The sequence below is a fragment of the Aeromicrobium sp. A1-2 genome, from assembly GCF_003443875.1.
GTDB lineage: Bacteria > Actinomycetota > Actinomycetes > Propionibacteriales > Nocardioidaceae > Aeromicrobium.
The window spans coordinates 2,521,124-2,546,593 of the sequence record NZ_CP027482.1 but is presented as its reverse complement, the minus strand read 5'-3'; the positions used below and the strand labels follow the sequence as shown (position 1 = coordinate 2,546,593).

The 25,470-nt window shown below is 68.7% G+C and carries 28 protein-coding genes and 1 tRNA gene; 17 read left to right on the top strand and 12 right to left on the bottom strand.

Annotated elements, in window-relative coordinates:
• Positions 1 to 16 precede the first annotated feature (16 nt).
• The 4 genes from moaC (at position 17) to C6I20_RS12410 (ending at position 2,577) form a co-directional block, all read left to right on the top strand.
• On the top strand, positions 17 to 490 hold the full coding sequence (moaC, locus tag C6I20_RS12425; protein ID WP_216822884.1) for a cyclic pyranopterin monophosphate synthase MoaC: 474 nt from the start codon (positions 17 to 19) through the stop codon (positions 488 to 490).
• Entirely contained in the window at positions 487 to 1,002 is a 516-nt protein-coding gene (locus C6I20_RS12420) for a molybdenum cofactor biosynthesis protein B (RefSeq protein WP_118396300.1), read from the top strand. Before moaC ends, C6I20_RS12420 begins: the two co-directional genes overlap by 4 nt.
• The gene (locus tag C6I20_RS12415) at positions 999 to 1,592 is read left to right on the top strand and encodes a GNAT family N-acetyltransferase (RefSeq protein ID WP_118396298.1); all 594 of its coding nucleotides are present in this window, start codon (positions 999 to 1,001) and stop codon (positions 1,590 to 1,592) included. The genes C6I20_RS12420 and C6I20_RS12415 overlap by 4 nt, the downstream gene beginning before the upstream one ends.
• Positions 1,593 to 1,683: 91 nt before the next feature.
• Positions 1,684 to 2,577 carry a hypothetical protein gene (locus C6I20_RS12410; protein WP_162891309.1) on the top strand — a complete coding sequence of 298 codons (894 nt, stop codon included), beginning with the start codon at positions 1,684 to 1,686 and terminating at the stop codon, positions 2,575 to 2,577.
• Positions 2,578 to 2,581: 4 nt separating this feature from the next.
• On the opposite strand, the gene C6I20_RS12405 is transcribed toward C6I20_RS12410, so the two are convergent.
• Entirely contained in the window at positions 2,582 to 3,820 is a 1,239-nt protein-coding gene (locus C6I20_RS12405; RefSeq protein WP_118396294.1) for a DUF2254 domain-containing protein, read from the bottom strand.
• Between the two features lie 108 nt (positions 3,821 to 3,928).
• Here C6I20_RS12405 and C6I20_RS12400 point away from each other — a divergent pair.
• Positions 3,929 to 4,004, top strand: a tRNA-Ala gene (locus C6I20_RS12400).
• A 48-nt stretch (positions 4,005 to 4,052) separates the two neighbouring features.
• Here C6I20_RS12400 and C6I20_RS12395 read toward each other — a convergent pair.
• The 3 genes from C6I20_RS12395 to C6I20_RS12385 form a co-directional block, all read right to left on the bottom strand.
• Positions 4,053 to 4,922, bottom strand: a complete 870-nt coding sequence (locus C6I20_RS12395) for a lysylphosphatidylglycerol synthase transmembrane domain-containing protein (RefSeq protein WP_162891308.1) — start codon at positions 4,920 to 4,922, stop codon at positions 4,053 to 4,055.
• 101 nt (positions 4,923 to 5,023) lie between these two features.
• Entirely contained in the window at positions 5,024 to 5,668 is a 645-nt protein-coding gene (locus C6I20_RS12390; protein ID WP_118396289.1) for a VTT domain-containing protein, read from the bottom strand.
• Between the two features lie 98 nt (positions 5,669 to 5,766).
• Entirely contained in the window at positions 5,767 to 6,726 is a 960-nt protein-coding gene (locus C6I20_RS12385; RefSeq protein WP_118396287.1) for an alpha/beta hydrolase, read from the bottom strand.
• Between the two features lie 25 nt (positions 6,727 to 6,751).
• Here C6I20_RS12385 and C6I20_RS12380 point away from each other — a divergent pair, with 25 nt between their 5' ends.
• Positions 6,752 to 7,342 carry a TetR/AcrR family transcriptional regulator gene (locus C6I20_RS12380; RefSeq protein WP_118396285.1) on the top strand — a complete coding sequence of 197 codons (591 nt, stop codon included), beginning with the start codon at positions 6,752 to 6,754 and terminating at the stop codon, positions 7,340 to 7,342.
• A 10-nt stretch (positions 7,343 to 7,352) separates the two neighbouring features.
• On the opposite strand, the gene C6I20_RS12375 is transcribed toward C6I20_RS12380, so the two are convergent.
• The 4 genes from C6I20_RS12375 to C6I20_RS12360 are packed head-to-tail and all read right to left on the bottom strand — an operon-like array spanning position 7,353 to position 10,936.
• On the bottom strand, positions 7,353 to 8,054 hold the full coding sequence (locus C6I20_RS12375; protein ID WP_118396283.1) for a phosphatase PAP2 family protein: 702 nt from the start codon (positions 8,052 to 8,054) through the stop codon (positions 7,353 to 7,355).
• 33 nt (positions 8,055 to 8,087) lie between these two features.
• Complete coding sequence (locus tag C6I20_RS12370; RefSeq protein ID WP_118396281.1) at positions 8,088 to 8,921, bottom strand: hypothetical protein; 834 nt, start codon at positions 8,919 to 8,921, stop codon at positions 8,088 to 8,090.
• A gap of 42 nt (positions 8,922 to 8,963) precedes the next feature.
• Complete coding sequence (locus tag C6I20_RS12365) at positions 8,964 to 10,277, bottom strand: HAMP domain-containing sensor histidine kinase (protein ID WP_118396279.1); 1,314 nt, start codon at positions 10,275 to 10,277, stop codon at positions 8,964 to 8,966.
• Positions 10,274 to 10,936: a response regulator transcription factor gene (locus C6I20_RS12360; RefSeq protein ID WP_118396277.1), complete on the bottom strand. Its 663-nt coding sequence runs from the start codon at positions 10,934 to 10,936 to the stop codon at positions 10,274 to 10,276. The genes C6I20_RS12365 and C6I20_RS12360 overlap by 4 nt, the downstream gene beginning before the upstream one ends.
• Before the next feature lie 91 nt (positions 10,937 to 11,027).
• On the opposite strand from C6I20_RS12360, the gene C6I20_RS12355 reads away from it, so the two are divergent.
• The 4 genes from C6I20_RS12355 (at position 11,028) to C6I20_RS12340 (ending at position 14,493) form a co-directional block, all read left to right on the top strand.
• Positions 11,028 to 12,566 carry a hypothetical protein gene (locus C6I20_RS12355; protein WP_118396275.1) on the top strand — a complete coding sequence of 513 codons (1,539 nt, stop codon included), beginning with the start codon at positions 11,028 to 11,030 and terminating at the stop codon, positions 12,564 to 12,566.
• Positions 12,553 to 13,041: a GtrA family protein gene (locus C6I20_RS17630; protein WP_118398890.1), complete on the top strand. Its 489-nt coding sequence runs from the start codon at positions 12,553 to 12,555 to the stop codon at positions 13,039 to 13,041. The genes C6I20_RS12355 and C6I20_RS17630 overlap by 14 nt, the downstream gene beginning before the upstream one ends.
• Positions 13,042 to 13,048: 7 nt before the next feature.
• Positions 13,049 to 14,017 carry an LLM class flavin-dependent oxidoreductase gene (locus tag C6I20_RS12345; RefSeq protein WP_118396273.1) on the top strand — a complete coding sequence of 323 codons (969 nt, stop codon included), beginning with the start codon at positions 13,049 to 13,051 and terminating at the stop codon, positions 14,015 to 14,017.
• Positions 14,018 to 14,079: 62 nt separating this feature from the next.
• Entirely contained in the window at positions 14,080 to 14,493 is a 414-nt protein-coding gene (locus tag C6I20_RS12340; RefSeq protein ID WP_118396271.1) for a VOC family protein, read from the top strand.
• Here the strand turns inward: C6I20_RS12340 and C6I20_RS12335 are convergent.
• From C6I20_RS12335 to C6I20_RS12320, 4 genes are all read right to left on the bottom strand, one after another.
• Positions 14,490 to 16,895 (bottom strand): excinuclease ABC subunit UvrA, encoded by a 2,406-nt coding sequence (locus C6I20_RS12335; RefSeq protein WP_118398888.1) that lies wholly within the window; start codon positions 16,893 to 16,895, stop codon positions 14,490 to 14,492. The genes C6I20_RS12340 and C6I20_RS12335 overlap by 4 nt on opposite strands.
• Positions 16,896 to 16,956: 61 nt before the next feature.
• On the bottom strand, positions 16,957 to 18,336 hold the full coding sequence (locus tag C6I20_RS12330; RefSeq protein WP_118398886.1) for an FAD-binding oxidoreductase: 1,380 nt from the start codon (positions 18,334 to 18,336) through the stop codon (positions 16,957 to 16,959).
• A 54-nt stretch (positions 18,337 to 18,390) separates the two neighbouring features.
• Positions 18,391 to 19,341 (bottom strand): DUF4349 domain-containing protein, encoded by a 951-nt coding sequence (locus tag C6I20_RS12325; RefSeq protein WP_118396269.1) that lies wholly within the window; start codon positions 19,339 to 19,341, stop codon positions 18,391 to 18,393.
• On the bottom strand, positions 19,338 to 19,904 hold the full coding sequence (locus tag C6I20_RS12320; RefSeq protein WP_118396267.1) for an RNA polymerase sigma factor: 567 nt from the start codon (positions 19,902 to 19,904) through the stop codon (positions 19,338 to 19,340). Before C6I20_RS12320 ends, C6I20_RS12325 begins: the two co-directional genes overlap by 4 nt.
• Before the next feature lie 150 nt (positions 19,905 to 20,054).
• On the opposite strand from C6I20_RS12320, the gene C6I20_RS12315 reads away from it, so the two are divergent.
• The 7 genes from C6I20_RS12315 to C6I20_RS12285 all read left to right on the top strand — a co-directional run bounded on the left by C6I20_RS12315 (position 20,055) and on the right by C6I20_RS12285 (position 25,469).
• Positions 20,055 to 20,579, top strand: a complete 525-nt coding sequence (locus C6I20_RS12315) for a hypothetical protein (protein ID WP_162891306.1) — start codon at positions 20,055 to 20,057, stop codon at positions 20,577 to 20,579.
• A gap of 45 nt (positions 20,580 to 20,624) precedes the next feature.
• A complete protein-coding gene (locus C6I20_RS12310) occupies positions 20,625 to 21,728 on the top strand; it encodes a hypothetical protein (protein ID WP_118396263.1) in 1,104 nt (367 codons plus the stop codon).
• Between the two features lie 53 nt (positions 21,729 to 21,781).
• Positions 21,782 to 21,958 carry a Flp family type IVb pilin gene (locus tag C6I20_RS12305; protein WP_118396261.1) on the top strand — a complete coding sequence of 59 codons (177 nt, stop codon included), beginning with the start codon at positions 21,782 to 21,784 and terminating at the stop codon, positions 21,956 to 21,958.
• A 159-nt stretch (positions 21,959 to 22,117) separates the two neighbouring features.
• Positions 22,118 to 22,300 carry a Flp family type IVb pilin gene (locus C6I20_RS12300; protein ID WP_118396259.1) on the top strand — a complete coding sequence of 61 codons (183 nt, stop codon included), beginning with the start codon at positions 22,118 to 22,120 and terminating at the stop codon, positions 22,298 to 22,300.
• A gap of 138 nt (positions 22,301 to 22,438) precedes the next feature.
• The gene (locus C6I20_RS12295) at positions 22,439 to 22,810 is read left to right on the top strand and encodes a TadE/TadG family type IV pilus assembly protein (protein ID WP_118396257.1); all 372 of its coding nucleotides are present in this window, start codon (positions 22,439 to 22,441) and stop codon (positions 22,808 to 22,810) included.
• Between the two features lie 35 nt (positions 22,811 to 22,845).
• The gene (locus C6I20_RS12290) at positions 22,846 to 24,138 is read left to right on the top strand and encodes a TadE/TadG family type IV pilus assembly protein (protein WP_162891305.1); all 1,293 of its coding nucleotides are present in this window, start codon (positions 22,846 to 22,848) and stop codon (positions 24,136 to 24,138) included.
• Positions 24,135 to 25,469 (top strand): pilus assembly protein TadG-related protein, encoded by a 1,335-nt coding sequence (locus C6I20_RS12285; RefSeq protein WP_118396253.1) that lies wholly within the window; start codon positions 24,135 to 24,137, stop codon positions 25,467 to 25,469. The genes C6I20_RS12290 and C6I20_RS12285 overlap by 4 nt, the downstream gene beginning before the upstream one ends.
• Position 25,470 lies beyond the last annotated feature (1 nt).

Genomic DNA, 25,470 nt, shown 5'->3' with positions numbered 1-25,470 from the left:
TCCGGAGCGGTGGGTCGTGAGCGGCTCCCTCAGCCACCTGGACAGCCAGGGCCACGCGAGGATGGTCGACGTGACCGCCAAGGACGTCACCTCCCGCAGCGCGACCGCGCGGGGGCGGGTCGAGGTCAGCGCTCGGGTCATCGAGCTGTTGCGCGGCGAGGGTGTTCCCAAGGGTGATGCGATCGCGACGGCGCGCATCGCCGGGATCATGGCGACCAAGCGCACTCCCGATCTGATCCCGTTGTGCCATCCGCTGGCGATCGGGGGAGTCGAGGTCGATCTGGTCGTCGGTGACGATGCCGTGGCGATCACCGCGACGGTCCGGACCGCCGACCGCACCGGCGTCGAGATGGAGGCGTTGACCGCGGTCAGCGTCGCCGCGCTGACCATGGTCGACATGGTCAAGGCGGTCGACAAGCTCGCCCGGATCACTGACATCGAGGTTGTCGCCAAGTCGGGCGGCAAGAGCGGCGACTGGACCCGGTCGTGACAACCCCGAACCGGAGGGCGGCGGTCGTCGTCGCGTCCAACCGCGCCTCGGCAGGTGTCTACCAGGACACAACAGGCCCGCTGATCGTGGAAGCACTGCGTGGCTGGGGTTTCGACGTCGGTGAGCCGGCGGTCGTCGGCGACGGCCCGCCCGTTGCCGAGGCGATCTCCGCGGCGCTGGCCGAAGGTGTCGCCGTGGTCGTCTCGACGGGTGGCACCGGCATCAACCCGACCGACCGCACGCCCGAGGCGACCCGGCCACTGCTGGACCGTGAGCTGCCCGGCGTGGCAGAGGCGATCCGGGCCCGCGGAGTCGCCAATGGAGTGCCGACCGCGATGCTGTCCCGAGGACTGGCCGGAGTTGCCGGATCCGCCGTCGTGGTCAACCTGCCGGGGTCGCGTGGCGGCGTCAAGGACGGCCTCGCCGTCCTCGCCGTCGTCCTGCCGCACGCCGTGGACCAGGTCGCCGGGGGCGATCACGTGCGTGATGACCTGCCCGGCGGCAGCGCGTGAGCCCGGGCTGGCCGGTCGAGCTGAAGCGTGGGCACATCGGCGTACGTCCGCTGCACCGCCGAGATGCCCGCACCTGGGTGCGCCTGCGGGCGGCCAACGCTGACTGGCTCAGTCCGTGGGAGGCGACGCTGCCTCGCGAGGCGGGCCGGCCGGCCACCTCGTATGTCGGCATGATCGGCACGTTGCGACGCCGAGCGCGACTCGGCCAGGCGATGCCATTCGTCCTGACGTGGGACGACGAGATGGTTGGCATGCTGACTGTCAACGGCATCACGTGGGGCTCGGCCCAGTGGGCAAGTCTCGGCTACTGGGTCGCCAGGAGCCATGCCGGCCGCGGTGTCACCCCGACCGCCGTGGCGCTGGTGTCGGACCACCTGCTCACGACGGTCGGCCTGCACCGCATCGAGGTCTCGATCAGGCCCGAGAACGCGGCCAGCCTTCGCGTCGTCCAGAAGCTCGGGTTCACCGAGGTCGGCCTCGCCCCGCGATACCTGCACATTGCGGGGGACTGGCGAGATCATCGGGTCTTCCAGGTGCTTGCCGAGGACGTTCCGGCCGGCCTCGTTGCGCGCCTGGACCCCCCCTCCTGAGTCGGCGAGTCACACCCGTCACACAAGTTCTCAGGCGACACACGGCCGTGGCTGCCGTGGAAGTCGGCTCGCACCGCCTACCGTTTTGCTCGTGGGTTCCAGTAGTGGGTTGATCATCGCGTTCGTCGTGGCCGTCTGGGCCGCGTACTTCGTGCCGCTCGTCCTGCGCCGCTACGACGATGCCAGCAAGAATGCCTCCATCGACACCTCCGGCACCCTCGGTCGAGTCATCGCACGGTCGACTCCGGCGACCAAGCCAACGGTGGAGATCGCCGAGTCGGCGCCGATCGCCGCGGCACCCGAGCAGCCCGCTGCTCGCAATCTTGACCGGCCCGCTGCGCGGCTCGCGGCGAAGCGCCGTCGTCGCACGCTGCTGACACTGCTGGCCCTCGCCGTCGTGGTGACGGGACTCTCGGTGCTGTCCGTCATCGGATCGATGTGGATCGTCGCCCCGGTGGTACTCATCGGTGCGTGGCTCACGGCCTGCCGCATCCAGGTTCGTGGAGAGCTCGGCCTCGGCCGCCTCTCGGTGCCGCAGCTGCCCCCGATGGCCAGGGTTGCCAAGATCGCCAGGGCTGCCAAGACTGGTAGGGCTGGCAAGACCGCCAAGACCGCCAAGACCGCCAAGTCGTCGCCTTCGCTGGCCGCTGAGGACGAAGAGACCATCATCGTCTCGGGGCACCACGAGGACATCAACCCGGGTCGCAAGCACCAGATGGAGGACGTCCCTCTCGAGGTCGACGCCCTGGAGGACCAGATCGTCATTGCCGTCCCGTCGGTCTCGACCACGGGCGAGGCGCTGTGGGACCCGCTGCCGGTGACACTGCCGACCTACGTCACGAAGCCGCGTGCTGGCCGCACGGTCCGCACGATCGAGTTCGGCCAGGCAGGCGCCTGGACCTCGGGTCACATCGAGGGCGAGGACGTCGAGCTGCCGCACCGCGCCGAGGGTGCGGACGAGCAGCGCCGCGCCGTCGGTCACTGACCAGCTAGGCAATCCGGCGGACGACGTTGCGTCGGGCCTCCTCGACGCGGCGCAGGTCGTCCGGATCGGTCATCGCCCGCCGACTCCGGGCCAGGCCGGAGGCAGCCAGTCGTTCTGCGCACGCCGCGACATCGGCTGGGCCTGCCCGCAGGGCCGACAGGGCCTGTTGAAGGGCCACGGCCACGGCCAGGTCGCCCGCGCCGTCTCGCGCGATGGGTGTGAAGACGTCGTCGAGCAGATCGCTCGCTGCCAGCGGCAGTGCGGTCAGCCGGTCGTGCCCGATCTGGCCGGTGTCGGCGCGGGACCAGTCATCCAGCACCCGGGTCGCCGCGCGGATCACGCTGATCGCCGTGCCCGGGTCGTTGACGCCCGGGGACAGGGCCTTGCCAGCGATCTCACCCAGGACGATCAGGCCGAATCGTGGATCCTGCTCGTAGGACCGCCCATCGCCGATCTCGATCGCGTGGCGAAGGTCGGCGAGCCTCCCCTCGGGGCACTCGGTGAGATCGGTGCGCAGGACCGGTTGGCCGGTGAGCACGAACGCGCCCGGAGCGACCAGCAGCTCGACCCGGCAGTCCAGGTCCTCCGCGAGGCCCTGCAGCCGGTCGAGCGCGATGTTCTGCACGTGGCCCGTTCGCCCGGCAGCGACCTCGACGCCGTGCACGCCACGCTCTGGATCGGGCGCCGCGAGCGATGTGAGGCGGCGCTGGTCCAGCGACTCGCGGACAAGAGCCTCGACCTTCTCGACGATGTGGCTGATCGTGGCGAGTCGGGACAGTCGTTCGATCCAGGCGAGCAACCGCAGGGCGACGACCAGCACGACGAAGGCGCTGACCAGGAACAGGATCGAGCGGCCCTTCGTCCCGTAGTAGCCGGCGTTGATCGCAGTCACCGCCACCACGGAGTAGAGGAACGCGCCGACGAACGTCGACAGGGCCTTCTGGGAGCCCTCGTCCGACGTCACGAGCGAGGCGACCCGGGGCGAGGCGGCCGCGGACATCGACGTGTACGCCGTGACCATCGCGCCGAGCGAGAAGGTCGCGACGGCGAGCAGGCTCGACGCCAGGATCGTGAGGATGCTGTTCGCCGAGTCGCCGCCGAGTCGGTCGGCCATGGCTTGTGGCACGAGCGGGGCGGCGACCACTGCGAGTAGCGCCGCGGCGACGCCCAGCAGCGCGTACAGACTGGCGCGGAACCACAGCTCGCGGCGCAGCCTCCTCCATCGGAACAGCCAGCGGTCCATGCGAGCGCCTCCCTGCGTCGGTTCCGCCGATGCTAGTGCAGGAAGCCCGTGCTCGCTCCCGGCCGAGGTGACCGCCGACCGCCTGATAATGTTGGCGACGCACGGCCTGGGGCATTGGCGCAGTTGGTAGCGCGCTTCGTTCGCATCGAAGAGGTCAGGAGTTCGAATCTCCTATGCTCCACCAAATCAACAACCCCGGACGTCTCGTCCGGGGTTGTTGGCGTTCTGGGGCTCAGACGGTCGCGGGCACCGCTGAGCGTGTGGCTCGCCGGGTGACCAGCAGGCTTGCGCCGCCCAGGAGCAGGGCGGGGCCCCATGCCAGTGTCGCCTTGAGCGTCACGGCGGCCGCCGCGGCGATCCACGGGACCCCGAGGGCCACCAGTGCGAGGACGAAGGCCGCGTCGCGGGGGCTCGCGCCGTGCGGGCCGGGGATCGCGCCGGCGAGCTGGCTCGCACCGAAGGCGCCGAGCAGCGCCAACGGTGACAGCGGATGGCCTGTGGCCGACACCGTGCCGAGGAGCAGCGCCGCGATCGTCAGTTGGTAGAGCGCTGAGAGGAACAATGCGTGTGCCAGCTGGCGTGGCGGCGGCAGGATGCGTCGGGGCATGAGATGGGGACGCAGGGACCGCAGGAGCACGGCACCGAGGATCGTCACGACGCCCACGCCGATCGCGATGACGAGCATCTGGAACGGCAGCGTCGCACCAGCGAAGACGACGAACACCGCGAGTCCGACTCCGCCGACGAATCGGTCGAGGCCGACGCTGCCGAGCGCATCCGGTGCGCTGACTCCCGTCCGGGTCAGCCGGCGGATGCGCCACAGGTCGCCGCCGACGTAGGCCGGGGTCAGCAATCCGAGCAGCTCGCCCTCGGCGTAGGCGCGGATGTACCACCAACGGCTCAACGGGGCGGTCGTCAGCGCACGCCAGCGCAGGGGACACAGAACGTACTTGCCGAACATCCATGGGATCAGACCCAGCAGCACCGGCCACACCGTGACGTGGGGCAGCCGCGGCAGTGTCACGGCCGGCACAGCCACGGCCAGAACGATGCACGCGACCAGGACCGAGCGCGACTGCATGAACGTGCGCAGGTGATGCATCCAGACCTTCCGAGGCGAGCAACTCCCGTGCCGACCCACCTCAAGGGAAGCACACCAACCTGAGTTGAGAGGGTCACGCGCCTGCATCCGGTGGCTGCCGGTCAGACCAGGATGTCGGTGTGTACAACCGCTGGCGCTGCCTTTTGCTGGCGACGACCCCGGACGTACGCGATGGTCCCCGGTATGACCGACAGCCCCGCGAGACCGATCGTGAAGAGCTCGATGTGACCGGCGATGACCGGGATGCCGCCAAAGAGAAAACCTGCCGACACGATGCCGATCGACCACGCCGTCGCGCCCAGGATGTTGAACAGGGTGAACCGGCGACGCGGCATGTGCCCGACCCCGGCGACCGCTGGGACGAATGTGCGGATGACCGGGACGAACCGTGCGAGGACGACAGCCTTGGGCCCGTGCCGGTTGAAGAACCGCTGGGCGTGGTCGGCGTTGTCCTGCGAGAAGATCCGTGAGTCCGGCCGGGAGAACAACCGCGGACCGAAGTGTCGCCCGATCAGGTAGCCCACCTGGTCACCGACCACCGCGGCGACGAGCACTCCGGCGGCGAGCAGCCAGATCGGCAGCCCGATGACGTGCGACGCCACCAGCGCGCCGGCGAGGAACAGTAGTGAGTCGCCCGGCAGGAAGAACCCGATCAGCAGCCCGCTCTCGGCGAACACCACCGCCATGACCAGCAGCAGTGCGGCCGGGCCGAGCGTGTAGAGCAGTGGAGTCAGGGCGGCGATCATGCCGTCACGCTAGGCACCGTGACCTGACTGCAGCCTGACTGCGAGACGCAGCCCGTGGTCGCGGTGTCCGTCGTGGTGGCCCGGTGTCGCAGTGCGTCTCAGCCGCGCTGCCCGTTCGCCACGACCTCCAGTCGTCCGCTGACGCGATCGAGGAACGCAAGCTCCACCGCGACCACGTGCTCGTGGTCGAAACCGCCGGCGTACACGTCGTAGTGCCCGCCGCGACTGCGGTAGAGCTCACCGCGTGGAGCGCGGGCCGCCGTACGAATCGCAGGTCTGGTGGGCGCCATGGTGTCGTCCTCGGCCACCACCATCAGCAACGGGCAGCGGGCCTTTCCGGCGCGGCGCACGGGGCGGCTGAAGGTCACGTCCAGCAGGCTGCGGGCGGTGATCTGGTTGGGCCAGTCTGTGCCGTCGGCGGGCTGCAGCCGTTCCAGCCCGTGCAGGGCGTCATCGGTCGCGATCACCCCGAACTCGTTCTCGGACACGATCAGCGGCAGGTAGCGCGGGGAGCGTCCGCGCAGGGCGCCGAGCCGGTCCAGTGCCGATTCCCGCATCAGTCGCAGGCCGCGGGGGAGCGGCACGTTGACCAGGCCCGCCAGTCCGTCCACCAGCGGGCACTGGGCGATCGCTCCGGCGAGGTAGTCCTCACTCGCGGCAAGCTCCACGACGTGCATCCCGGCGAACGACGTCCCCCAGACGAAGATGCGCTCGGGGTCGACCCCGTCCATCGCTCGAGCATGGCGCAGCACCGTGCGGTAGTCGTCGAGCTGAGCCCGGATCGAGAGCATTTCGCGTGGCTCTCCGTCGGAGTCGCCCCAGTGCCGGTAGTCCAGGACGAGACACGTGTAGCCCGCCGCCGAGAATGCCTCGGCGAACGGAGCCAGCCCAGCCGCCTTGATGCCGCCGATGCCGTGCGCCATCACGATCGCCGGTGCGAGCGGCGAACCCAGCTCGGCGTGGAACGTCGTACGGGCCGCGGGGTAGATCCAGGTGTGGATCTGGCCCCCGGAGTCGCTCTGGATACGGTGTGTACTCCGGTCGGGATGCTCAGTCATGCTCTTACGTTACGGTTAGGAACGTATGTCGGTCAATGCCTTCGGTCGCCCTCGCGACGCGCGCCTGGATCGCGCGTTGCTCGACGCGACCTGCGCGCTGCTGGCCGAGCACGGCTATGCCGGGACGACGATCGACGCTGTCGCCAGGCTTGCCGGGACCACGAAGCCGGCGCTCTACCGACGCCACCGCAATCGGGCCGAGCTCGTGATCGATGCGCTCGTGGACCGCTTCGGCGACGATCCCACTCACGACACCGGCACTCTGCGCGGAGACCTGCTGGACCTGCAGCAACACCAGCTGGTGCTGTTCGGCGATCCAGTTCTGCGAGGGGCTGTCGGGGGACTGCTCGACGAGCTCGGGACCAGCAGCGCCGCAGCCACTGCCTTCGTCGAGCGGTTCCTGACGCCCCGACGTGCGGCCACGGCACGGCTCCTCGAGCGCGCGGGACTCCGCGGAGAGATCGAGCCGTGCGAGGACACGGAGTGGATCTGCGATCTCATCACCGGACCGTTGATGATGCGGGCGCTGCTGCCGGGGCTGCCACCGCTGGATCAGCATCTCGTCGAGCAGAGTGTCGACGCGGCGCTCGCCGTGCTCGGCACCACCGGGTCATGACCACGGCCGGTCACGACGTCTCAGCACCTGCGAGGACCTGACTGCTGCCGGACCGTGGCGTGGAGCCTGTGAGTCGGACCCGAACGGCCAGGGACACGAGTGTCAGCAGTGCTGCGGCGATGAGCCACGACGCGAGCACGTCGCTGGCCCAGTGATAGCCGAGATAGACGCGGCTCACACCGATTCCGATCCCGAGCAGCGTGGCTCCGGCGATCGCGAGGATCCGTCGGGCACGAGACCGGATCAGCGGGACCACGAGCAGCACGACCAGACCCAGGAGGACGGCCGAGTTGAGGCTGTGGCCGGACGGAAACGAGTAGGTGGTGTCGAGCGATCCGAGCCGATAGGCGCTCCCGGGGGGGGGGCGCTCGACGAGCAGCTTGACACCGACCGTGAGCCCGACTGAAACGGCCATCGCCATCGCGAAGCAGCCGGCCAGGAAGCGGCCGCGCCGCTGGAGCAGCACGACCAGAAACACCAGCGCCAGTCCACCCACGACGATCTCGCTGCCGAGGAACGTCAGCAGATGCGCGGCGCGGGTCAGCAGGCCCGTACGGAGGTGCACCGCATCCGTCGCAAGCTGCGGGTCGAGCCTCGCGGAGACCCCGTCATGCTCCCGGGCGGAGTCGGCCAGGCCCAGCAGGGCGGCGATGGCCGCCGCGGTCAGTGTCAGCGGCAGGGCCGCCTGCCTGGGGTGGATCGAGGTGCTCATGTCTGACTTCCTGTGACGGGCAGTACGGGAGGGTCAAGCGGCCGCGGGGGTCAGCACGAGGTCGCGATCGGCCCGGCGAGCCGTGATCGTGAACCAGCCGACGCATCCGACGATGATCGCGATGAACAAGGCGCTCGTGCCGTTCGTGCCCAGGCCCAGTCCGCCATCCTTGGTTGATGCAGTCAGGAAGTCGCCCATCGAGGCGCCGAACGGGCGGGTGACGATGTAGGCCGCCCAGAAGGCGATCACGGCATCGGCCTTGAAGGCGAAGTACGACGCGGTGATCACGGCGATCAAGCTGCCGAAGATCAGCGCGGACGGGAGATAGCCGACCGCGAGCTTCTCGGCGACCAGGTCGCCGGCCGAGGTGCCGAGTGCGAAGGTGAACAGGATCGCGAGCCAGTAGAACGCCTCACGTCGGCGGGTCACGATCGAGTGGATCGACAGGGTGTGCTCCGAGCGGTACCAAGCGACGAAAGAGGCGATCAGTCCCGCGCCGAAGATCGCCGAGGTGGTCCAGAGGCTGACGCCGAGGTTGTCGACCAGGTTGTCGGAGAACAACGTTCCGACGACGCTGACGAGCACGACTGCGAGCCAGTACACGGCGGGCACGTAGCGGCGGAGCGAGAACTGGACGATCAGCACGGCGGCCAGCAGGAGCGCCATGAGCGCCGTCGTCGCGGACAGTCCCAGACCGACGTTCTCGTTGAGGAAGTCCGCGGCGGTCTCGCCAACCGTCGTGGACAAGATCTTGACGACCCAGAACAGCACTGTGACCTCGGGAACCTTGTTCAACAGGATCCGGGTCCAGGCGCGTCGGTCGACGTGTGGCGTGGTGGGCTCAGGTGGCGTTGTGGAAAGCGTCATGGCGCCACTCTGGGGTGGCCAACCTGCCACGTACCTGATCACTCATGAGACGGGGAGGGTCACCGTGAACGTCGTCGGATCGGCAGCCGAAGTGACGTGGACGTCACCGCCGAGCGTGCGAGCGACCCTCCGCGACAGCGCGAGTCCCAGGCCCGCCCCGGTGCTGGCCGGTCCGCGCCGGCCGGACAGGAACACCGACTCGGTGTCGCCGCTGGGAAGCCCCTCGCCGTCGTCGCTGATCCTGATGCGCACCATGCGACCCTCGGTCTCGGCGACGATCGTGACGCGTGATCGGGCGTGCTGGAGTGCATTGTCGAGGATTGGCGAGAGGGCACGCGCGGCCAGATCGATCGGCACTGCGATGTCGACGGCCGTGATCCCGTCGGTCGAGACCGAGATCCCCCGAGCATGCGGGTGGTGCTCCAGTACGGTCCGCACGAGAACGTCGGACGTGGTGTGCGAGCTGGTCCGCGCGTCGTCCCGGGCGATCGCGACGAGCGAGCTGATCGTCGTGCTCATGACGTCCACGAGAGTGACGACCCGCTCGAGCCGGACCCTGATGTCGGCATCGGATTCGGCCATGAGGCTCAGCTCGGCCTCGCCACGGATCGCGGTCAAGGGCGTCCTCAGCTCATGTGCCAGCTCCGAGGTCAACCGCTGCTCGCCGCGAAGCGCCCCCGCCACGCGGTCGAGCAGGCCGTTCAGCGTGCGACCGAGGTGGCCGAACTCGTCATCGACCTCGGTGGTCTCGAACCGGGAGTCCAGGTCATGCTCGCTCCAGTCCTCGGCGCTCTCTGCCATGGTCTCGACCGGCTCCAGCGTGCGGCGTACGGTCCACGCCGCGAGCGCGGCCGATCCGCCGGTCACGACCAGGGCGAGGGCTGCGAGCCCCAGCAGGGTCAGGTTGCGGGTCGACTCATATGGCTCGAGCGGCGCCTCGACGACGACCACGGCGCGCACCGTGCCGCTGCGGGTGACGGGGGCGGCAAGGAAAGCGTGCTCGTCCTGGTTCAGGTTGGTCTCCGCGCGTACGTCGGAGAGCGAGGTCGCGATCGCGGTCAGTCGGGCGCCGACTCGCGGGCCCTCGATCACGGCACCATCGGCGGCGAAGATCCAGGTCGTGTCGTCGATCGAGTCGTTGGGGGTCTCCAACGCCGTCACCGTGCCGTCCCCCCGAACCGTGACCGTGGCCGAGACCGCCGACAGCTGGTCGTGCAGCCGGTTGTCGATGTTGTTGCGGGTCAGCGCGGCGAGGATCAGCAGGACCGTGCCGACCATCGCGACCATGGCGATGGCGGTCACGATCAGGGTGCTCCACACGATGCGGGAGATGAGGCTGCGTCCGGGGGTGCTCATCGCAGCGTGAACCCGACTCCACGCACCGTCACGAGCCCGACGGGGGAGTCGATCGTCGCGAGCTTGACCCGCAGGCGACGCACGTACGAGTCGATCGTGTTCTCGTTGACGATCGCGCCGTCGGGCCAGGCTGCGGCGACCGCGGTCCGCCTGCGCACGATGCCGCCCGGATCGGCCGCGATGGCAGCGAGCAGCCGGAACTCCGTGGGGGTCAGAGCCACCTCACGGTCGTCGGCCTGGACTGACAACCGGTCGGGGTTGAGGCTCAGGCCGCTGACCGAGACGGGCTCGGAGCGGCTCCGACGTCGTAGCGCATCGATCCGCACGAGGATCTCGGAGATCGCAAACGGCTTGACGACGTAGTCGTCTCCACCGGCGTGGAAGCCCGACACCCGGTCGTGGACAGCATCCAGCGCCGTGAGGAACAGTGTGGGAGCGTGCTGTCCGTCGGCGCGCAGGGCCTGGCACACGTCGCGGCCGTCGGCGTCGGGCAGGCCGATGTCCAGGATCAGCACCTCGACGCCACTGCGCGGGCCGAGGTTGTCCACGGCCTCGCGGCCGTTGCGAGCGATGACGACCTCGTGCCCGTTCATCTTGAGCGCATCGGTCAGGACGCGCCGCACATCCGGATCGTCCTCGCAGATGCCCACGACAGCCATGCCGCCATGGTGCCCCATCCTGCGCTGTCGGCGACGCCGGGAGGCGACAGCAGTCAGGTCACGGTCAGGTTCGGAGGTCGAGGTTGGTCACATGACCGTGCTGGACGCTGGACCCCTCCGCGCACCTCGCCAGTCGCTCGGCCTGCTGCCGACCTGGACCCTGGCCGTCAGCGTGGCCGTGCCGGTCCTGGCCCGGTTGGCACTCATCGCGCGGCCCCCGCGACCCGACGAGGGTGGCTTCCTGCTGGTCGGTGCCCAGTGGTCCGGTGCAGGCCGCTCCCTCTACGGCGACTACTGGGTCGACCGGCCACCGCTGCTGATCACGATCTTTCGGACCGCGTCGTCGCTCGGAGGACTCACGGCATTGCGGCTGATCGGCTGCCTCGCGGTGGCGCTGGTGGTCATCGGGTCGGCGCGGGTGGCGGGCCTGCTGGGGGGACCGGCTGCCGCCCGCTGGGCTGCCGTGGCGGCGGCAGCGCTGTGTCTGAGCCCATGGCTCGGCGGCTATGAGGTCGACGGGGAGCTGCTCGCTGCGCCGCTGGTCCTCGCCGGGATCGCGGCCGGGATCCACGCGGTCCGGGCTGACCGGGAGCGGCCGGCGGTGGCATGGGCGGCGATCGCCGGTGTGTGTGGGATCGGCGCAGTGCTGGTCAAGCAGAACATTGCGGACGCCGCGGTCTTCGGCGTGCTCGCCGTCGCGATCTCATGGTGGTGCGGTCGGCTCACCGCCCGTCGCTCGGCCGCGATCGCCGCCGGTGGAGTCGCCGGCGCGTTGGCGGCGGCACTCGTCGTGGCTGGCTGGACCTCGTGGCACGGGACGTCGCTGACCGGGGTCCTCGACGCGATGTACCCCTTCCGTCTCCGCGCCGGCAAGGTTCTGGCGGAGGGTGGACGTCAGCACTCGACTGCGCGGCTGATCAGCCTGGTGGGAGTTGCTCTGAGCAGCGGGATCGCTCTCCTCCTGCTCCCCATCGTGGGTGACACCGTGCTGCGGCGGCGTCGGGACCCGCTGTGGTGGGCGCTGATCGGGACGATGGTGTTCGCCGGCGTGTCGGTGCTGCTGGGTGGCACCTACTGGCACCACTACCTGGTCGAGCTCGTGGCGCCAGTCTCGGTTGCCGCCGGCGTCGTGGCGGCGCGCCACGGCAGGGTTGCCCGGGTACTCATTGCGTACGCCGTGGTCGCGGCGATGGTCGGCTGGGGCATGGGCCTGACGGCACCGCCCGGTGACAGCGCCCAGTCGGTCGGCAGCGCGATTGCTGCCGCCGCAAAGCCCGGCGACACAATCGTGAACGCCTGGGGAGGCGCCAACCTGACGTATGCCTCGGGGCTCCCGTCCCCGTACGTCCATCTGTGGAGCCTCCCGGTCAAGACGCTCGATCCGCACCTGGCCCAGCTCGACACGATTCTGACCGGGCCATCGGCACCGACCTGGTTCGTGACCAGACGGCACCTTCGATCATGGGGGCTGGACACGTCCGGCACCCGCGCGATCCTGTCCCGTGACTATCACCGGGTCGGTGCCGTGTGTGGCCGCAGGATCTATCTGCGGGACGGCATCGATCGTCCTGCGCCACGTGTGGTCGGCGGCTGCCACGGATCCGGAGGGTTGCGTCGTGTCGCGCCCTAGCGGGATCGTCGCCCGGCTCATGTCGCCGGAGATTCTGAGCTTCCTCGCCGTCGGCGGGTTCGGCTACGTCGTCGACGTGGGTGTCTTCAACTACCTGCGGACCGCGCCGCTCCTGGTGGGTCTCGATCCGAGTGTCGCGAAGTCTCTGGCGGTGGCGCTCGCGATGGTCGTGACTTACGTCGGCAACCGGGCCATCACGTGGCGTGGCGAGGGTGCGGGGGACCGTCGTCGGGAGGTGATGCTGTTCGTGCTCTTCAACCTGGTCGGCCTGGGCGTATCGGTACTGACCCTGGTCATCTCGCACGATCTGCTGGGCCTGACCAGTCGCCTGGCGGACAACCTCTCGGCGAATGTCGTCGGGCTGGCGCTCGGGACGGCATTCCGATACTGGTCGTACCGGCGCTACGTCTTCGGCAGCAGCCCGGGCGCAGACAACCCGCGGACACGGGAAGCATCCGTGCCGCTCGCCGGTTGACCCACGTGTGAGGCTCTCGATCCTGGACCGCTCGCGCACGCGCGCCGGGCACCCCGACGCGGACGGGCTGACGGATTCGGTCGACCGGGCGGTCAGGGCCGAACAGCTCGGCTACGACCGCTTCTGGGTCGCCGAGCACCATGCCGTGCCGGGCATCGCGAGTGGCTCGCCAGCCGTGCTGCTGGCGGCGATCGGCGCAGTCACAGACCGAATCAGGCTCGGCTCGGGCGGCGTCATGCTCCCGCACCACCAACCACTGGTCGTGGCCGAACAGTTTCTGATGCTGGCGGCCCTCCATCCGGGCCGAATCGACCTCGGGCTGGGCCGGTCATTGGGGTTCACCGCGCCGGTCCGCGAGGCGTTGCACGACGACAGACGAGACACCTTCGAGCACGACCTGAGCGACCTGCGGGCCCATCTTGACGGCGACGCCGCCGTGACCGCCCGACCACGGTCGAAGGGGCGCATCCCGATGTACGTCCTTGCGACCCGGCGCGGCTCGGCGATTGCGGCTCGGCTGGGACTTCCCGTCGTGATCGGCGGCCCGATCCTGGCCGATCCGGCGGTGGGAGGCCTGCTGCAGACATACCGCCGAAACTTCCGGCCGAGCCTAGGCGTCGCCGAGCCGTACGTCATGGTCTCCCTGGACGCGACCGTCGCCGAGACCGACGACGCGGCACGGGAGCTGGCGCTGCCGGAGGCCTGGGCGATGGCGCGGTCGCGACAGACCGGAGAGTTCCCGCCGCTGGAGTCTCCCGAGGACATCCGGGGGCAGGCGTGGACGACCCAGGCACGGGCTCGCATCGCGGCCTCCCTCGACAGTGCGATCGCGGGCAGCCACCGAACCGTGCAGCGAGCGCTCGAGCAGCTGGCCGAGCGGACGGGTGCCGATGAGCTGCTCGCGTCCACCTCGACGTACGACCGGGAGGCGCTGCTCGAGTCGGACCGCCTCCTGCGGGAGATCGTCGAGGCCTGAGTCTCGATTTTGTCCCTGCGCTGGTGGATCCTCGGGACAGGACCACGACCCGAGGAGACATCATGGCGAACCAGCTCAACCCCTACATCAGCTTCCGTGACACGGCCGGACCCGCGATGGAGTTCTACCAGTCCGTGCTGGGCGGCGAGCTGACCCGCACGACCTTCGCAGAGCTCGACATGGGCACAGGGCCCGACGAGGCGCACAAGATCATGCATGCCCAGCTCGAGGTGCCCGGCGGGCTGGTGCTGATGGCGGCCGACTTGCCCAACAGCATGGACCTGCCGCCCAACGGCAACGTCTCGATCTCGTTGTCCGGCGACGATGAGGCCGAGCTGCGCGGCTACTTCGAGGGACTCTCCGCCGGGGGCGCAGTCTCGATGCCCTTCGAGCTGGCGCCGTGGGGCGACGTCTTCGGGATGCTCGTCGACCCGTACGGAGTGGCGTGGATGGTCAACTCCGTGGACCGGCGCTAGGACGCAGTCGCGCTGCCCAGCTCGCGGTCGACGTAGGTCGCGAGGTGCTGGCCCGTGAGCGTTGACCCGGCTGCGATGAGCGCGGCCGGGGTGCCCTCGAACACGACCTGGCCGCCGTCGTGGCCGGCTCCCGGCCCGAGGTCGATGATCCAGTCGGCGTGCGCCATGACCGCCTGGTGGTGCTCGACGACGATGACCGACTTGCCGGCATCGACGAGGCGGTCGAGCAGCCCGAGCAGCCGCTCGACGTCGGCGAGGTGGAGTCCGGCGGTCGGCTCGTCGAGCACGTAGACGCCGCCCTTCTCGCCCAGGTGCGTCGCGAGCTTGATTCGCTGCCGTTCACCACCGGACAGTGTCGTCAGGGGCTGGCCGATCGTGAGGTAGCCGAGCCCGACGTCGGCGAGCCGCTCGAGGATCTTGTGCGCGGCCGGGAGCTTCGCGTCGCCGTCGGCGAAGAACGTCGCCGCCTCGGCCACCGGCATCGCCAGCACCTGGTTGATGTCCTTGCCGCCGAACCGGTGGTCGAGGACCTCGGCCATGAACCGTTTGCCCTCGCACACCTCGCAGGGGGCTGCGACTCCCGCCATCATCGCGAGGTCGGTGTAGATGACCCCAGCGCCGTTGCAGTTGGGGCAGGCGCCCTCGGAGTTGGCGCTGAACAGAGCCGCCTTGACCCCGTTGTGCTTCGCGAACGCCTTGCGGATCGGGTCGAGGAGGCCTGTGTACGTCGCCGGATTGCTACGCCGTGAGCCGCGGATCGCCCCTTGGTCGATCGTGACGACGCCCTCGCGTCCCGACACCGAGCCGTGGATCAGCGAGCTCTTGCCCGAGCCGGCCACACCCGTGAGGACGACCAGCACCCCCAGGGGTATGTCGACGTCGACGCGCTTGAGGTTGTGGGTGTCGGCGCCGCGGATTTCCAGGATCCGCGTCGAGCCCCGAACCTTGTCCTTGAGTTTCGCCCGGTCGTCGAGGTGGTGTCCCGTGATGGTGTCGCTGTGGCGGAGCCCGTCGACTGTCCCCTCGAACATCACCTTGCCACCCTCGGCGCCGGCCCGGGGCCCGAGATCGACGACGTGATCCGCGATCACGATGGTCTCGGGTTTGTGCTCCACGACCAGCACGGTGTTGCCCTTGTCCCGCAGCTGCAGCAGCAGGGCGTTCATCCGCTGGATGTCGTGCGGGTGCAGGCCGATCGTCGGCTCGTCGAAGACGTACGTGACGTCGGTGAGCGACGAGCCGCGGTGACGGATCATCTTGGTGCGCTGCGCCTCTCCGCCCGAGAGCGTCCCGGCGGACCGGTCGAGGGACAGATAGCCCAGGCCGATCTGCACGAACGAGTCGAGGGTCTCCTGCAACGCCTCGAGCAGGGGAGCGACCGATGGCTCCTCCAGCCCGGCGACCCACGCGGCGAGATCGCTGATCTGCATCGCGCAGGCGTCGCCGATATGGATGCCCTTGATCCTGGAGGAACGCGCCTCCTTGCTGAGCCGCGTGCCGTCGCACTCCGGGCAGGTCGCGAAGGTGACCGCTCGCTCCACGAACGCGCGGATGTGCGGCTGCATGGCGTCGACGTCCTTGGAGAGCATCGACTTCTGAATCTTCGGGATCAGTCCTTCGTACGTCAGGTTGATGCCGTCGACCTTGATCTTGGTCGGCTCCTTGTGCAGGAGGTCGTCGAGCTCCCGCTTGGTGAACTTCGCGATGGGCTTGTCAGGATCGAAGAAGCCGCAGCCGCCGAAGATCCGGCCATACCAGCCGTCCATGCTGTAGCCGGGAATCGTCAGCGCCCCGTCGTTGAGCGACTTGGTGTCGTCGTACAGCGCGGTCAGGTCGATGTCGCTGACTGCTCCCCGCCCTTCGCAGCGAGAACACATGCCCCCGAGGATGCTGAAGCTGCGCCGTTCCTTCGTCGTGCGGCCGCCCTTCTCCAGCGTGACGGCGCCAGCGCCGCTGATCGAGGCGACGTTGAAGGAGAACGCCTGGGGTGAGCCGATGTGCGGAGCGCCGAGCCGGCTGAACAGGATGCGCAGCATCGCATTGGCGTCGGTCGCGGTGCCGACTGTGGAGCGCGGATTGGCGCCCATCCGCTCCTGGTCGACGATGATCGCGGTCGTCAGCCCTTCCAGCACGTCGACATCCGGACGGGCCAGCGTGGGCATGAATCCCTGCACGAAGGCGCTGTACGTCTCGTTGATCATCCGCTGCGACTCCGCAGCGATCGTGCCGAACACCAGGGAACTCTTGCCCGAGCCCGAGACTCCGGTGAACACCGTCAGCCGGCGCTTGGGGATCGCGAGGCTGATGTCCTTGAGGTTGTTGACCCGGGCACCCTGCACGCGGATCACGTCGTGGGTGTCGGCAACGTGCTGCGCGGGCGACGAGTTGTCAGGCTTCGGCATGCTCACGCGCCCGATCGTGCCACGTCTCGTGCGCTCTTCCCAGCGATCGATGGTCTCCTTCTCAGGAGTCGAAGCCCAGCCCGAAGCGGTCCAGGACCCGCAGCCAGAGATTGCGACGGCCCCGGCGGTCGGCGCGCTTGAGCGACCAGGTCGTGATGGCGATCCCGATCCAGGCGAATGGCTCGGGAGGGAACGGCAGCGGCCTGGTGCGGACCATCTCCAGCCGGGTCCGCTCGGTCTCCTGACCGGACAGCAGGTCGAGCATGACGTTGGCCCCGAAGCGGGAGGCGCCCACGCCCAGGCCCGTGTAGCCGGTCGCGTACGCGACCCGTCCGGCGTGGGCCGTCCCGAAGAAGGCGCAGAAGCGCGTGCAGGTGTCGATCACGCCGCCCCAGTGGTGCGTGAACCGCAGCCCGGCGAGCTGGGGAAAGGTCGTGAAGAAGTTGGTCGCGAGCGCTGCGTATGTCTGCGGCCGATCGCGGTGACCTTCGGAGATCGTGCGGCCGAAGTGGTGGACGGCGTCGAAGCCGCCCCACAGGATCCGGTTGTCCGCGGTCAGCCGGTAGTAGTGGAACTGGTTGCCCGAGTCCGCGACGCCCTGCCGGCCTTGCCAACCGATTGAGGCGAGCTGGTCGTCGGTAAGTGGCGCGGACATCAGCACGTAGTCCCACACCGGCACGGTGTGCAGGCGCAGCCGCCGCAGCAGTGGGGGAAACGCGTTGGTCGCGAGCGCGACCCGGTCGGCGACGACGGTGCCGGTCGCGGTGGTCAGGACGACTCGTCCGCCTCGGCTCTGCAGACGCGTCACGGGGGTCTGCTCGACGATCCGCACTCCGGCCGCCTCGGCCGCTGCGGCCAGACCCCAGGCGAGACGGGCCGGATCGAGCATTGCGGTGCCCTCGCGGTCCCACGTGCCACCGAGGTACGTCGGCGAGTCGAGCTCGCCCCGAATCGCCTCGGCGTCGAGGAAGTCCGGATCGCCGGGGTCGAAGTCGGCGAGCTCATGGGGCCTGGTCGCGACGGTGAGCTCTCCGGTCCGGTTGAAGTCGCAGTCGATGCCGTGGCGCCTGATCGTGGCCTCGATCTCGTCGAGGTTCTCCAGACCCAGTCGGTGCAGCTGGTCGTACTCGTCGGGCCAACGCTCACGACCGTTGGCCTCGCCGTGGGTCAGGCTCGCGGAGCAGAAGCCGCCATTGCGTCCCGTGGCCTCCTCGGCGATCCGGCGCGCCTCGATCAGCACGACGTCGCGGACCGGTTCACGCTCCTTGGCCATCAGCGCGGTCCACAGTCCCGTGAAACCGCCGCCCACCACTGCCAGGTTGGTGCGGACCTCGCCGTCCAGCGGCGGCCGAGCGGCCGGACGGTCGGGAGTGTCCAGCCAGAAGGGTGCCGCGGTGCCGTCTGCCCAGCTCGCCGAGTCTGATGTGCTCACGATCGCCATCTTGTCAGTCCGGCGCGCCATGCGGCAGCCCTCCGAGGCGGGAGGGTCGATCGCCTAGCTCCGGCCTCGGCGGCGTGCCACCAGGCGGTAGGCGCCGTACAGCAGCGCCGAGATCGCGGCCCACGGCAGCAGGACACCGGCGACCTCGACGATGCGGTTGACGGTCGAGACCAGAGCGTTCCAGCCGTCGGTCAGGCCGCCCGTGAAGCCGCCGGGCTCGACCGAGTCCGGGCGGTCGGCCTGGAACAGCTCGATCGACAGCGTCGAGAGGGACACCTGGTCGGCAATCCCCTTGCGCTGGGCCTTCAGGCTCTCGATTTCTGCCTGACGCTGTGTCAGCGCAGCCTCGGCCTTGATCAGCTCGCTGCTGCTCTCGGCCTTGGACATGATCTGTCCGAGCCGGTCGATCGAGAGCTGCAGCGCATCGATCCGCGCGTCGAGGTCCCTCGCCTGACCTGTCACGTCGTCGTTCTGCAGCGAGACGTTCTCGACCGAGCCGTACGTCGAGAGCCGCTCGATCGTCGAGGTCACCTCGCTGCTCGGGACCCGGACCGTGAGGACGGCCGAGGCATCGCCGCCGGAACCGTTCTCCGAACGGTTGTCGACCCGTCCGCCGAGCGTCTCGACGTAGGCGCTGATCTGCTGCGCCACCGCGCGCGGCTGCTTGACCGTCACGGTGATCTGGCCCGTCGTGACGACCTCGCGGTCGTCCTCGGGTGCGGCCGCCTTGCTCGCGGTGTCGGCGCTGTCCTGCGGAGCAGCCGCGCCCTCGAGTGCCCTCGAGCCGCCCGCCTGGCTGCTGCTCGAGTCGCTGCTCGAGCCGCCACCGGCATCCAGCAGCCCGACACCGATGCCGGCGGTGCCGACCACCAGGACGCCGGCCGCGGCCAGGCCGATCGTCCGGCGGGTCCGGCGACCGCGCCGTCCGATGTCCTGGTCGACCGAGTGCATGACGGAGCCGCGCATCGCGGCGATCCGGTCGTCGTGGAGCGTGGGCGTGGTCATGATGTCTCCCTCATGGATCGGAGGTCGGCCCGCAGCCGGGTGCGGAGCCGGGAGAGCCGGTTGCGGACGACGGCGTGGCTGACCCCGAGCTCGCGGGCTGCCAGCTCGTACGTGTGGTCCCCGGCGACGCACAGCTCGTACAGCCGGCGGTCGGTGGGGGACAGGGCGGCGACGGCCTTGTCGATCTCGGTGCGCACCTGCGCAGCCTCGAACTCGGTCTCGACGGTGGCCTCGTCCGGCAGGTCGAGGTCCAGGCGGCTGGCCCGTGACTTCTGCTTACGGCGGCGGGCGTTGAGCGCGGTGAATCGGGCCGTGACCAGGAGCCACGGGAGCACCGACTCATCGACGACCGAGATGCGACGGATCTTGTTCCACGTCGTGACGAACACGTCCTGCGTGACGTCCTGCGCTTGATCGGCGTCGCCTATCACGGCGTAGGCCTGCCAGTAGACGGGGCGGACGTGCCGGTCGTAGAGCTGGCCGAAGGCGGCCCGGTCACCTGCCGCAGCCAGCGCCAGGAGCTCACGGTCTCCGGCCTGCGGGAAGTCGTCGATGGTCGTCACCCGGCGCTCCGATCTGTGGCTGTGGCTAGGACGTCCTGCCTACAGATGTCCGAACCAGCCATACCGTCTCACGTTCCGACGAGGGATTTTCGGAGTTCTCGACGTCCACGGAGGCTCGTAGACTGATGGCCCGGGCGTGAGGAGGCAGCTGTGAACAGAGGGGCGGTGGTGCTTCTGGCCGCTGGTGTGATGCTGCTCGGCGCAGTTCTGGTCCTCGATGTCAGCGTCTCACCGACGCCGACGACAGGGCAGGCGACCACGCTGCAGACCACGACTCTGGAGATCGTGACACGCGCGTCGGAGCCTCCGCCCCCGAAGTTCACTCGCACGATCTGGGCGACCACGACGCTCAACCGGTCCGAGTTCATGCTGGACTTCTGCCGCGGTCCGGTCTCGGTCGACCTGGGCGGTGCTTGGCCGATTCTGGTCGCGGAGCATGACTACTGCGGCGGCCTGGACTGGATGCCCGAGCTCGAGCCGGGCGATGCCATTGCACTCTTCGGTGACGGCGTCGAGTCGGGGACCTATGTTGTCAGGGAGATTGACCACGGGATCCGCGGGCACTCCAGGGTCCGTGACCTGCCGCGCACCGATATCGTCCTGCAGACCTGCGTGAGCCCCAGGGAGGTCGTGCTCGTCGGCATGGACCTGTTCGAGCCCGAGGCGCAGTCCTGACGGGTCGCCGCGCGGCCTGACCCCACGGCGGGGAACAATCCTCGAGTGCCGTCGACCTCCCTGGCCTGGACTCCGCGGTTCGCGGGTCGGCCCCGCCTCCTGGTGCTCGCATTCGCCCTGGTTGCGCTCCTGGCCGTCTGGGGAGCGCTGGCCGGCTCGGCAGTCGTCCAGCGCGCGGCATCCCCGGGCGATGATCACACCGACCTTGCGCTCTACCAGGCGATCGTGCAGCGGATGGACAGCGGCGAAAGCTACTACGGCGCCGTGGCGATCGAACATCCCGCCGGGAGGTATCCCACGGCTCCGGTCATGGCTGTGCGGGAGCCGACGTTGGCCTGGTTCATCTCGTCCGTCGGTCGTCCGGCCGCGGTCGTGACGATGCTCGGACTGGCCGGGCTCGCGCTGATCCTGTCGATACGCACCTTCGAGCTGTCCGAGCGCAGTCGCCGATCCTGGATCGGCGCGACCGTCATGGCCGCGGCCGGGATCGGCGTGCTGTGTCGGCCCGCGTCAGTCGAGCAGCATGACGTCTGGGCCGCCCTGCTGGTCTACCTCGGTGTGATGGTCCGCGGACACGGCAGGGTCCTGCCAGCAGTGGCCCTGCTGTTGGCAGCAGGACTCATCAGGGAGCTGGTCGCACCTGTCATGGCAGTCATGCTGGTGATGGCGATTCGCGAGCGGGAACGCCGCGAGGCGTGGTGGTGGATCGCGGGGCTGACGGTCTTCTCGTGCTTCTACGGCTGGCACGCCTGGGAGGTCCACCAGCTGGCCGGCCCAGGGGGCCTGGAGTCACCGGGCTGGCTCGCGCTGGGGGGATGGCCGAGGGTCGTCGACGCCTTCTGGGGTGGATCGCTCCTGACTGTTCTGCCCCACGCTGTCGCGGCGGTGGTGGTCCCGCTGGCGCTGCTTGGCTGGATCAGTCGGGCCGGAGAGCTGTTCGATCGCGTCAGCGTCGTCCTGCTCGCGTACGTTGCACTCTTCTGCTTTGTCGGTCGTGCGGACAACTTCTACTGGGGAATGCTGATCGGCGCCCTGCTGGTTCCCGGTCTGGCTTTCGGGGTGGGTCTGGGCGCCACGACAGTGGGACGGGTCTTTCGCAAAGCCCCGACCGCGGGTCGCGCGCGAGCCTGGCTATCGCCATTCGGGTGACCCGGTGGCTGTCGGGCGCCTACTGTCGTTGCGGGAGAACCGAGGGAGCAAACATGAAAAAATTCGGGCAGACGGCCACGGACGAGACCGGGGCCACCGGCGTCGAGTACGCCTTGATCATCGGTTTGGTGAGCCTCGCGATGGTCGGGGCGGCAATCACTCTGGGCGGCGGATTCACGACCTGGGCCGGCACCGTGGTCAGTGCGGTCGGCACCCTTCTGAACGGCTGAACCGGTGGCACCGAGGGGCGCGCCCGAGTCTCGAGTAGTCATTTCGGACTAGAAAAGATGGTTCGGACTTCCACGAAAAGGTTACGGTTTTACCTCTATGTTTTTTCCTAGGGAGCGCCACCGGCCGGTGGCGGGAAAAAAATACTGAGGGAGTAACTCATGTTCAACCACGCAATCGCGTACGTCATGACCGTCATCGCCAGCGACAAGCGCAACGAGAAGGGCGCGACCGCCGTCGAGTACGCGCTCGTCGTCGGCCTGGTCTCGCTGATCGTCGTCGCAGCCGTCGCTGCCTTCGGACCGAAGATCACGACCTTCGTCACAGGCGTCAGCTTCACCTGAGCCCTTCGGACCTCGGCCGCTCCGGCGGTGGGGGGTCGCCCGAGTCGGGGTGGGATCGCACAGCGGTCCCGCCCCGACCCGGTACCAAGGTCTATGGGAGTGGACCTCTCGCAGCATCGCTGACATGGGTGGGAGCACATGTACGCATCACGGGAACGTGGTGTCGCGGCTGTCGAGTTCGCACTGATCGTCCCGCTTCTGCTGGCGGTCCTCTTCGGCGTCGTCGAAGGTGGAACCCGTTACACGCAGCAGAACCAGGTGACGCACTGGGCGTACTTGACCGCGCGGGACCTATCAATTGATCCGACCAAGTCGGCGACCACGGTCGTCAACGGTTTGAAGGGTTCGGACACGGCCAGCTACACGGTGTCGGTGTCGCCGAGCACCTTGTGCACCAGTTCGGCGAACAACCAGGTGACCATCACGATCACCTCGCCGCGGACGTCGCCGAGCGGACTGTTCGGCAACTACACGATCAAAGGCAAGGCGATCGCGCGATGCGAAGCCTGAGCCGGCGCCTCGATCGCCCCCGGGACGACCGGGGCGTGAGCGCAATCTTCTTCGGACTGTCCATCACGGTCCTGATCGCCGGACTCGGACTCAGCGTCGACGTCGGCAATGTCGCCTACCAGCGCAACCGAGCCCAGAATGCTGTCGACAACGCGGCCCGTGACCTGGCCCGGTCCTGCGCGCAGACCCCGAGCGGGGCCGAGTGCACGGCGCTGCAGGCCTCTGCGGTCACGATTGCGGCGAAGTCGTTCGACGGAGGGACCGTCGTGGCGACCACGCCGGCGGCGGGCCAGATCAAGGTCCGCATCGAGAAGGACATCAGCACGCCTCTGCTGAGCGCCATCGGGATCACCTCGAAGGCCGTGGCGGCGGAGGCTGTCGCCTCGTCGGTCTCCGGCCACCCCTCGGAGGGCTATCCGGTGTTGCCGCTCGGCGTGGGCTACTGCACCTGGAAGAACAACAGCGCAGCCGCGGGCACACCGTCTGAGGCCTCGAACAAGGTCGCACTGCGCACCGACACGCTCCAGAGCGTCCGCAACGTGCTGATGCCGGCAACCAAGAGCCTGGCCGGTGTGCTTGAGCTCGGTGGTCTCTTCAGTGCCCTCGGAACCTCGGACGGCGACAGCTGCACCGATGTGGACGGCACCCAGCTGCTCAATTTCCGAGGTGCTGTCTGGCTCACGGGTGAGCATGTCGCGACCGGACTGCTCTCGACGGTGTTCGGCTGGGAGTCAAGCCTGTGCAAGCTGTTCGTCAGCAATGACCTGAACACATTCGTCGGAGGTGTGGAAGGCGCGGTGTTCTTCCCGGCCGGTTGCGCCTCCAAGTTCGGGACCGGCAAACCGGTCGACATCGGCAAGACCATCCTGCTGCCGGTCTACAAGCCGCAGTCCACGGCGCAGAACAAGTACGGCTTCAAGCTCTCGGCGTGCGCGGGTCTGGGCAGCAAGCTCGGCTCGATCTCGTGCGCAGAGGTCCCGCCGAAGGTCGGAGCCCGCGTCGTGGGCTATGCGCCGTTCAAGGTGACCGGCTGGACCTTTCCCGGCACGCCCTCGGCCACCGACAGCTCGGTGGGCTGCCCGGCCATGTCACCGTTGTCACTCAAGCCGTACGACATCGCGAACGCGACTTTCACCTTCCTGGAGAAAATCCTCGGCGTGGTCACTTCGCTGCTGTCCAGCCTCCTGGGGCTGGGCACCTTGACGGCTTCCGTGGCGTGCAACGGGCTGCAGGGCTACTTCACCAAGTCGTTCTCGAAGGACCCGAATTTCCAGTATTCATCCGGTGCGCCAGACTTCGGCGCCAACTACGTGAAGCTCACGAAATGAGCAGCTCGCGGTGGTTCGAGGTGGCCGACCGAGACGATCGTGGGGTGGCGGCGATCTTCTTCGGCCTCGCTCTCGTGGTGCTTGTGGGGGGGCTCGGCCTGAGCGTCGACGTCGGCAACGTTGCCTATCAGCGCAACCAGGCGCAGCACGCGGCCGACTTGTCGGCGCGAACGCTCGCGATCTCGTGTGCCAAAGCACCTGCGGGGGCGGAATGCGCAGCGCTGCAGACCTCGGCGGCGGCCATCGCGGCCCAGTCCATCGAGGGCGGGACCGTCACGGCAAGCCACACAGCCTCGACGGGTCGGGTCGAGGTCACGGTGACCAAGGACGTCGCCACGCCTCTGCTCGGCGCGATCGGTGTTGCGTCGCGGCCGGTCGCGGCCACCGCGGTCGCGGCCGGGTCGGGTCACGCGCGTGAGGGCTATCCCGCGCTGCCGCTCGGTGTCTCCTACTGCACGTGGAAGAACAATGCGCAGTTCGCCGGCGGCCCCGACGAGGCGAGTCACAAGACCGCACTCCGGACCGACACGCTCCAGAGCCTGCGCACCATGATCTCTCCGCTCGACACGTCCTCGGTCAGTGGGCTGCTCGACAGCGAGGGGTTCCTCGACTACCTCGACACCAAGGCGGTCGACAAGTGCGCCGACGAGGACGGCAGCCAGATCGGCACCTTCAAGGGGGTCGTGTGGATCACGGGCGAGACCGTCGTCAGCAGCATCACCAACGGACTGTTCGGCTGGGACGCCTCGAAGTGCGAGCTGCACGCAGACAACGAGCTCAGCACGTTCCTCGGGGGGCTTCAGGGCGCCGCGACCAGGCCCCCGGGCTGTGCGTCGAAGTTCGGCAACGGCAAACCGGTCGATCACGGCAAGACGATCCTCATTCCGGTGTTCAAGCCGTACTCGACGTTGCAGAGCGAATACGGCCTCAAGGTCGGTTCGGCCTGCGCGAGCCTGCTGGGTTCGAACCCGACCTGTGTCGAGGTGCCGCCGAAACTCGGCATGGAGATCGTCGGCTTCGCCCCGTTCCACATCACCGGCTGGACCTTCCCGGGCAACCCTGCAAACACCGACTCGAGCGTCGCCTGCGCCCCGATCGACATGTCCTACAACCTCAAGAACGCGCTCCTGTCGACCGTCAGCCTGCTCGAGCTGATCCTCAATCTCGGGACCAAGATCGTGAACACGATTCTCGGCAGCGACCTGACGGCCTCGATCAGCTGCAACGGGCTGCAGGGCTACTTCACCAAGACCTTCACCCGGGATCCGGACTTCGAGTACGGCCCGCTACCCGACGAGTTCGGGTCCTCCTACATCCGGCTCACTCAGTGAA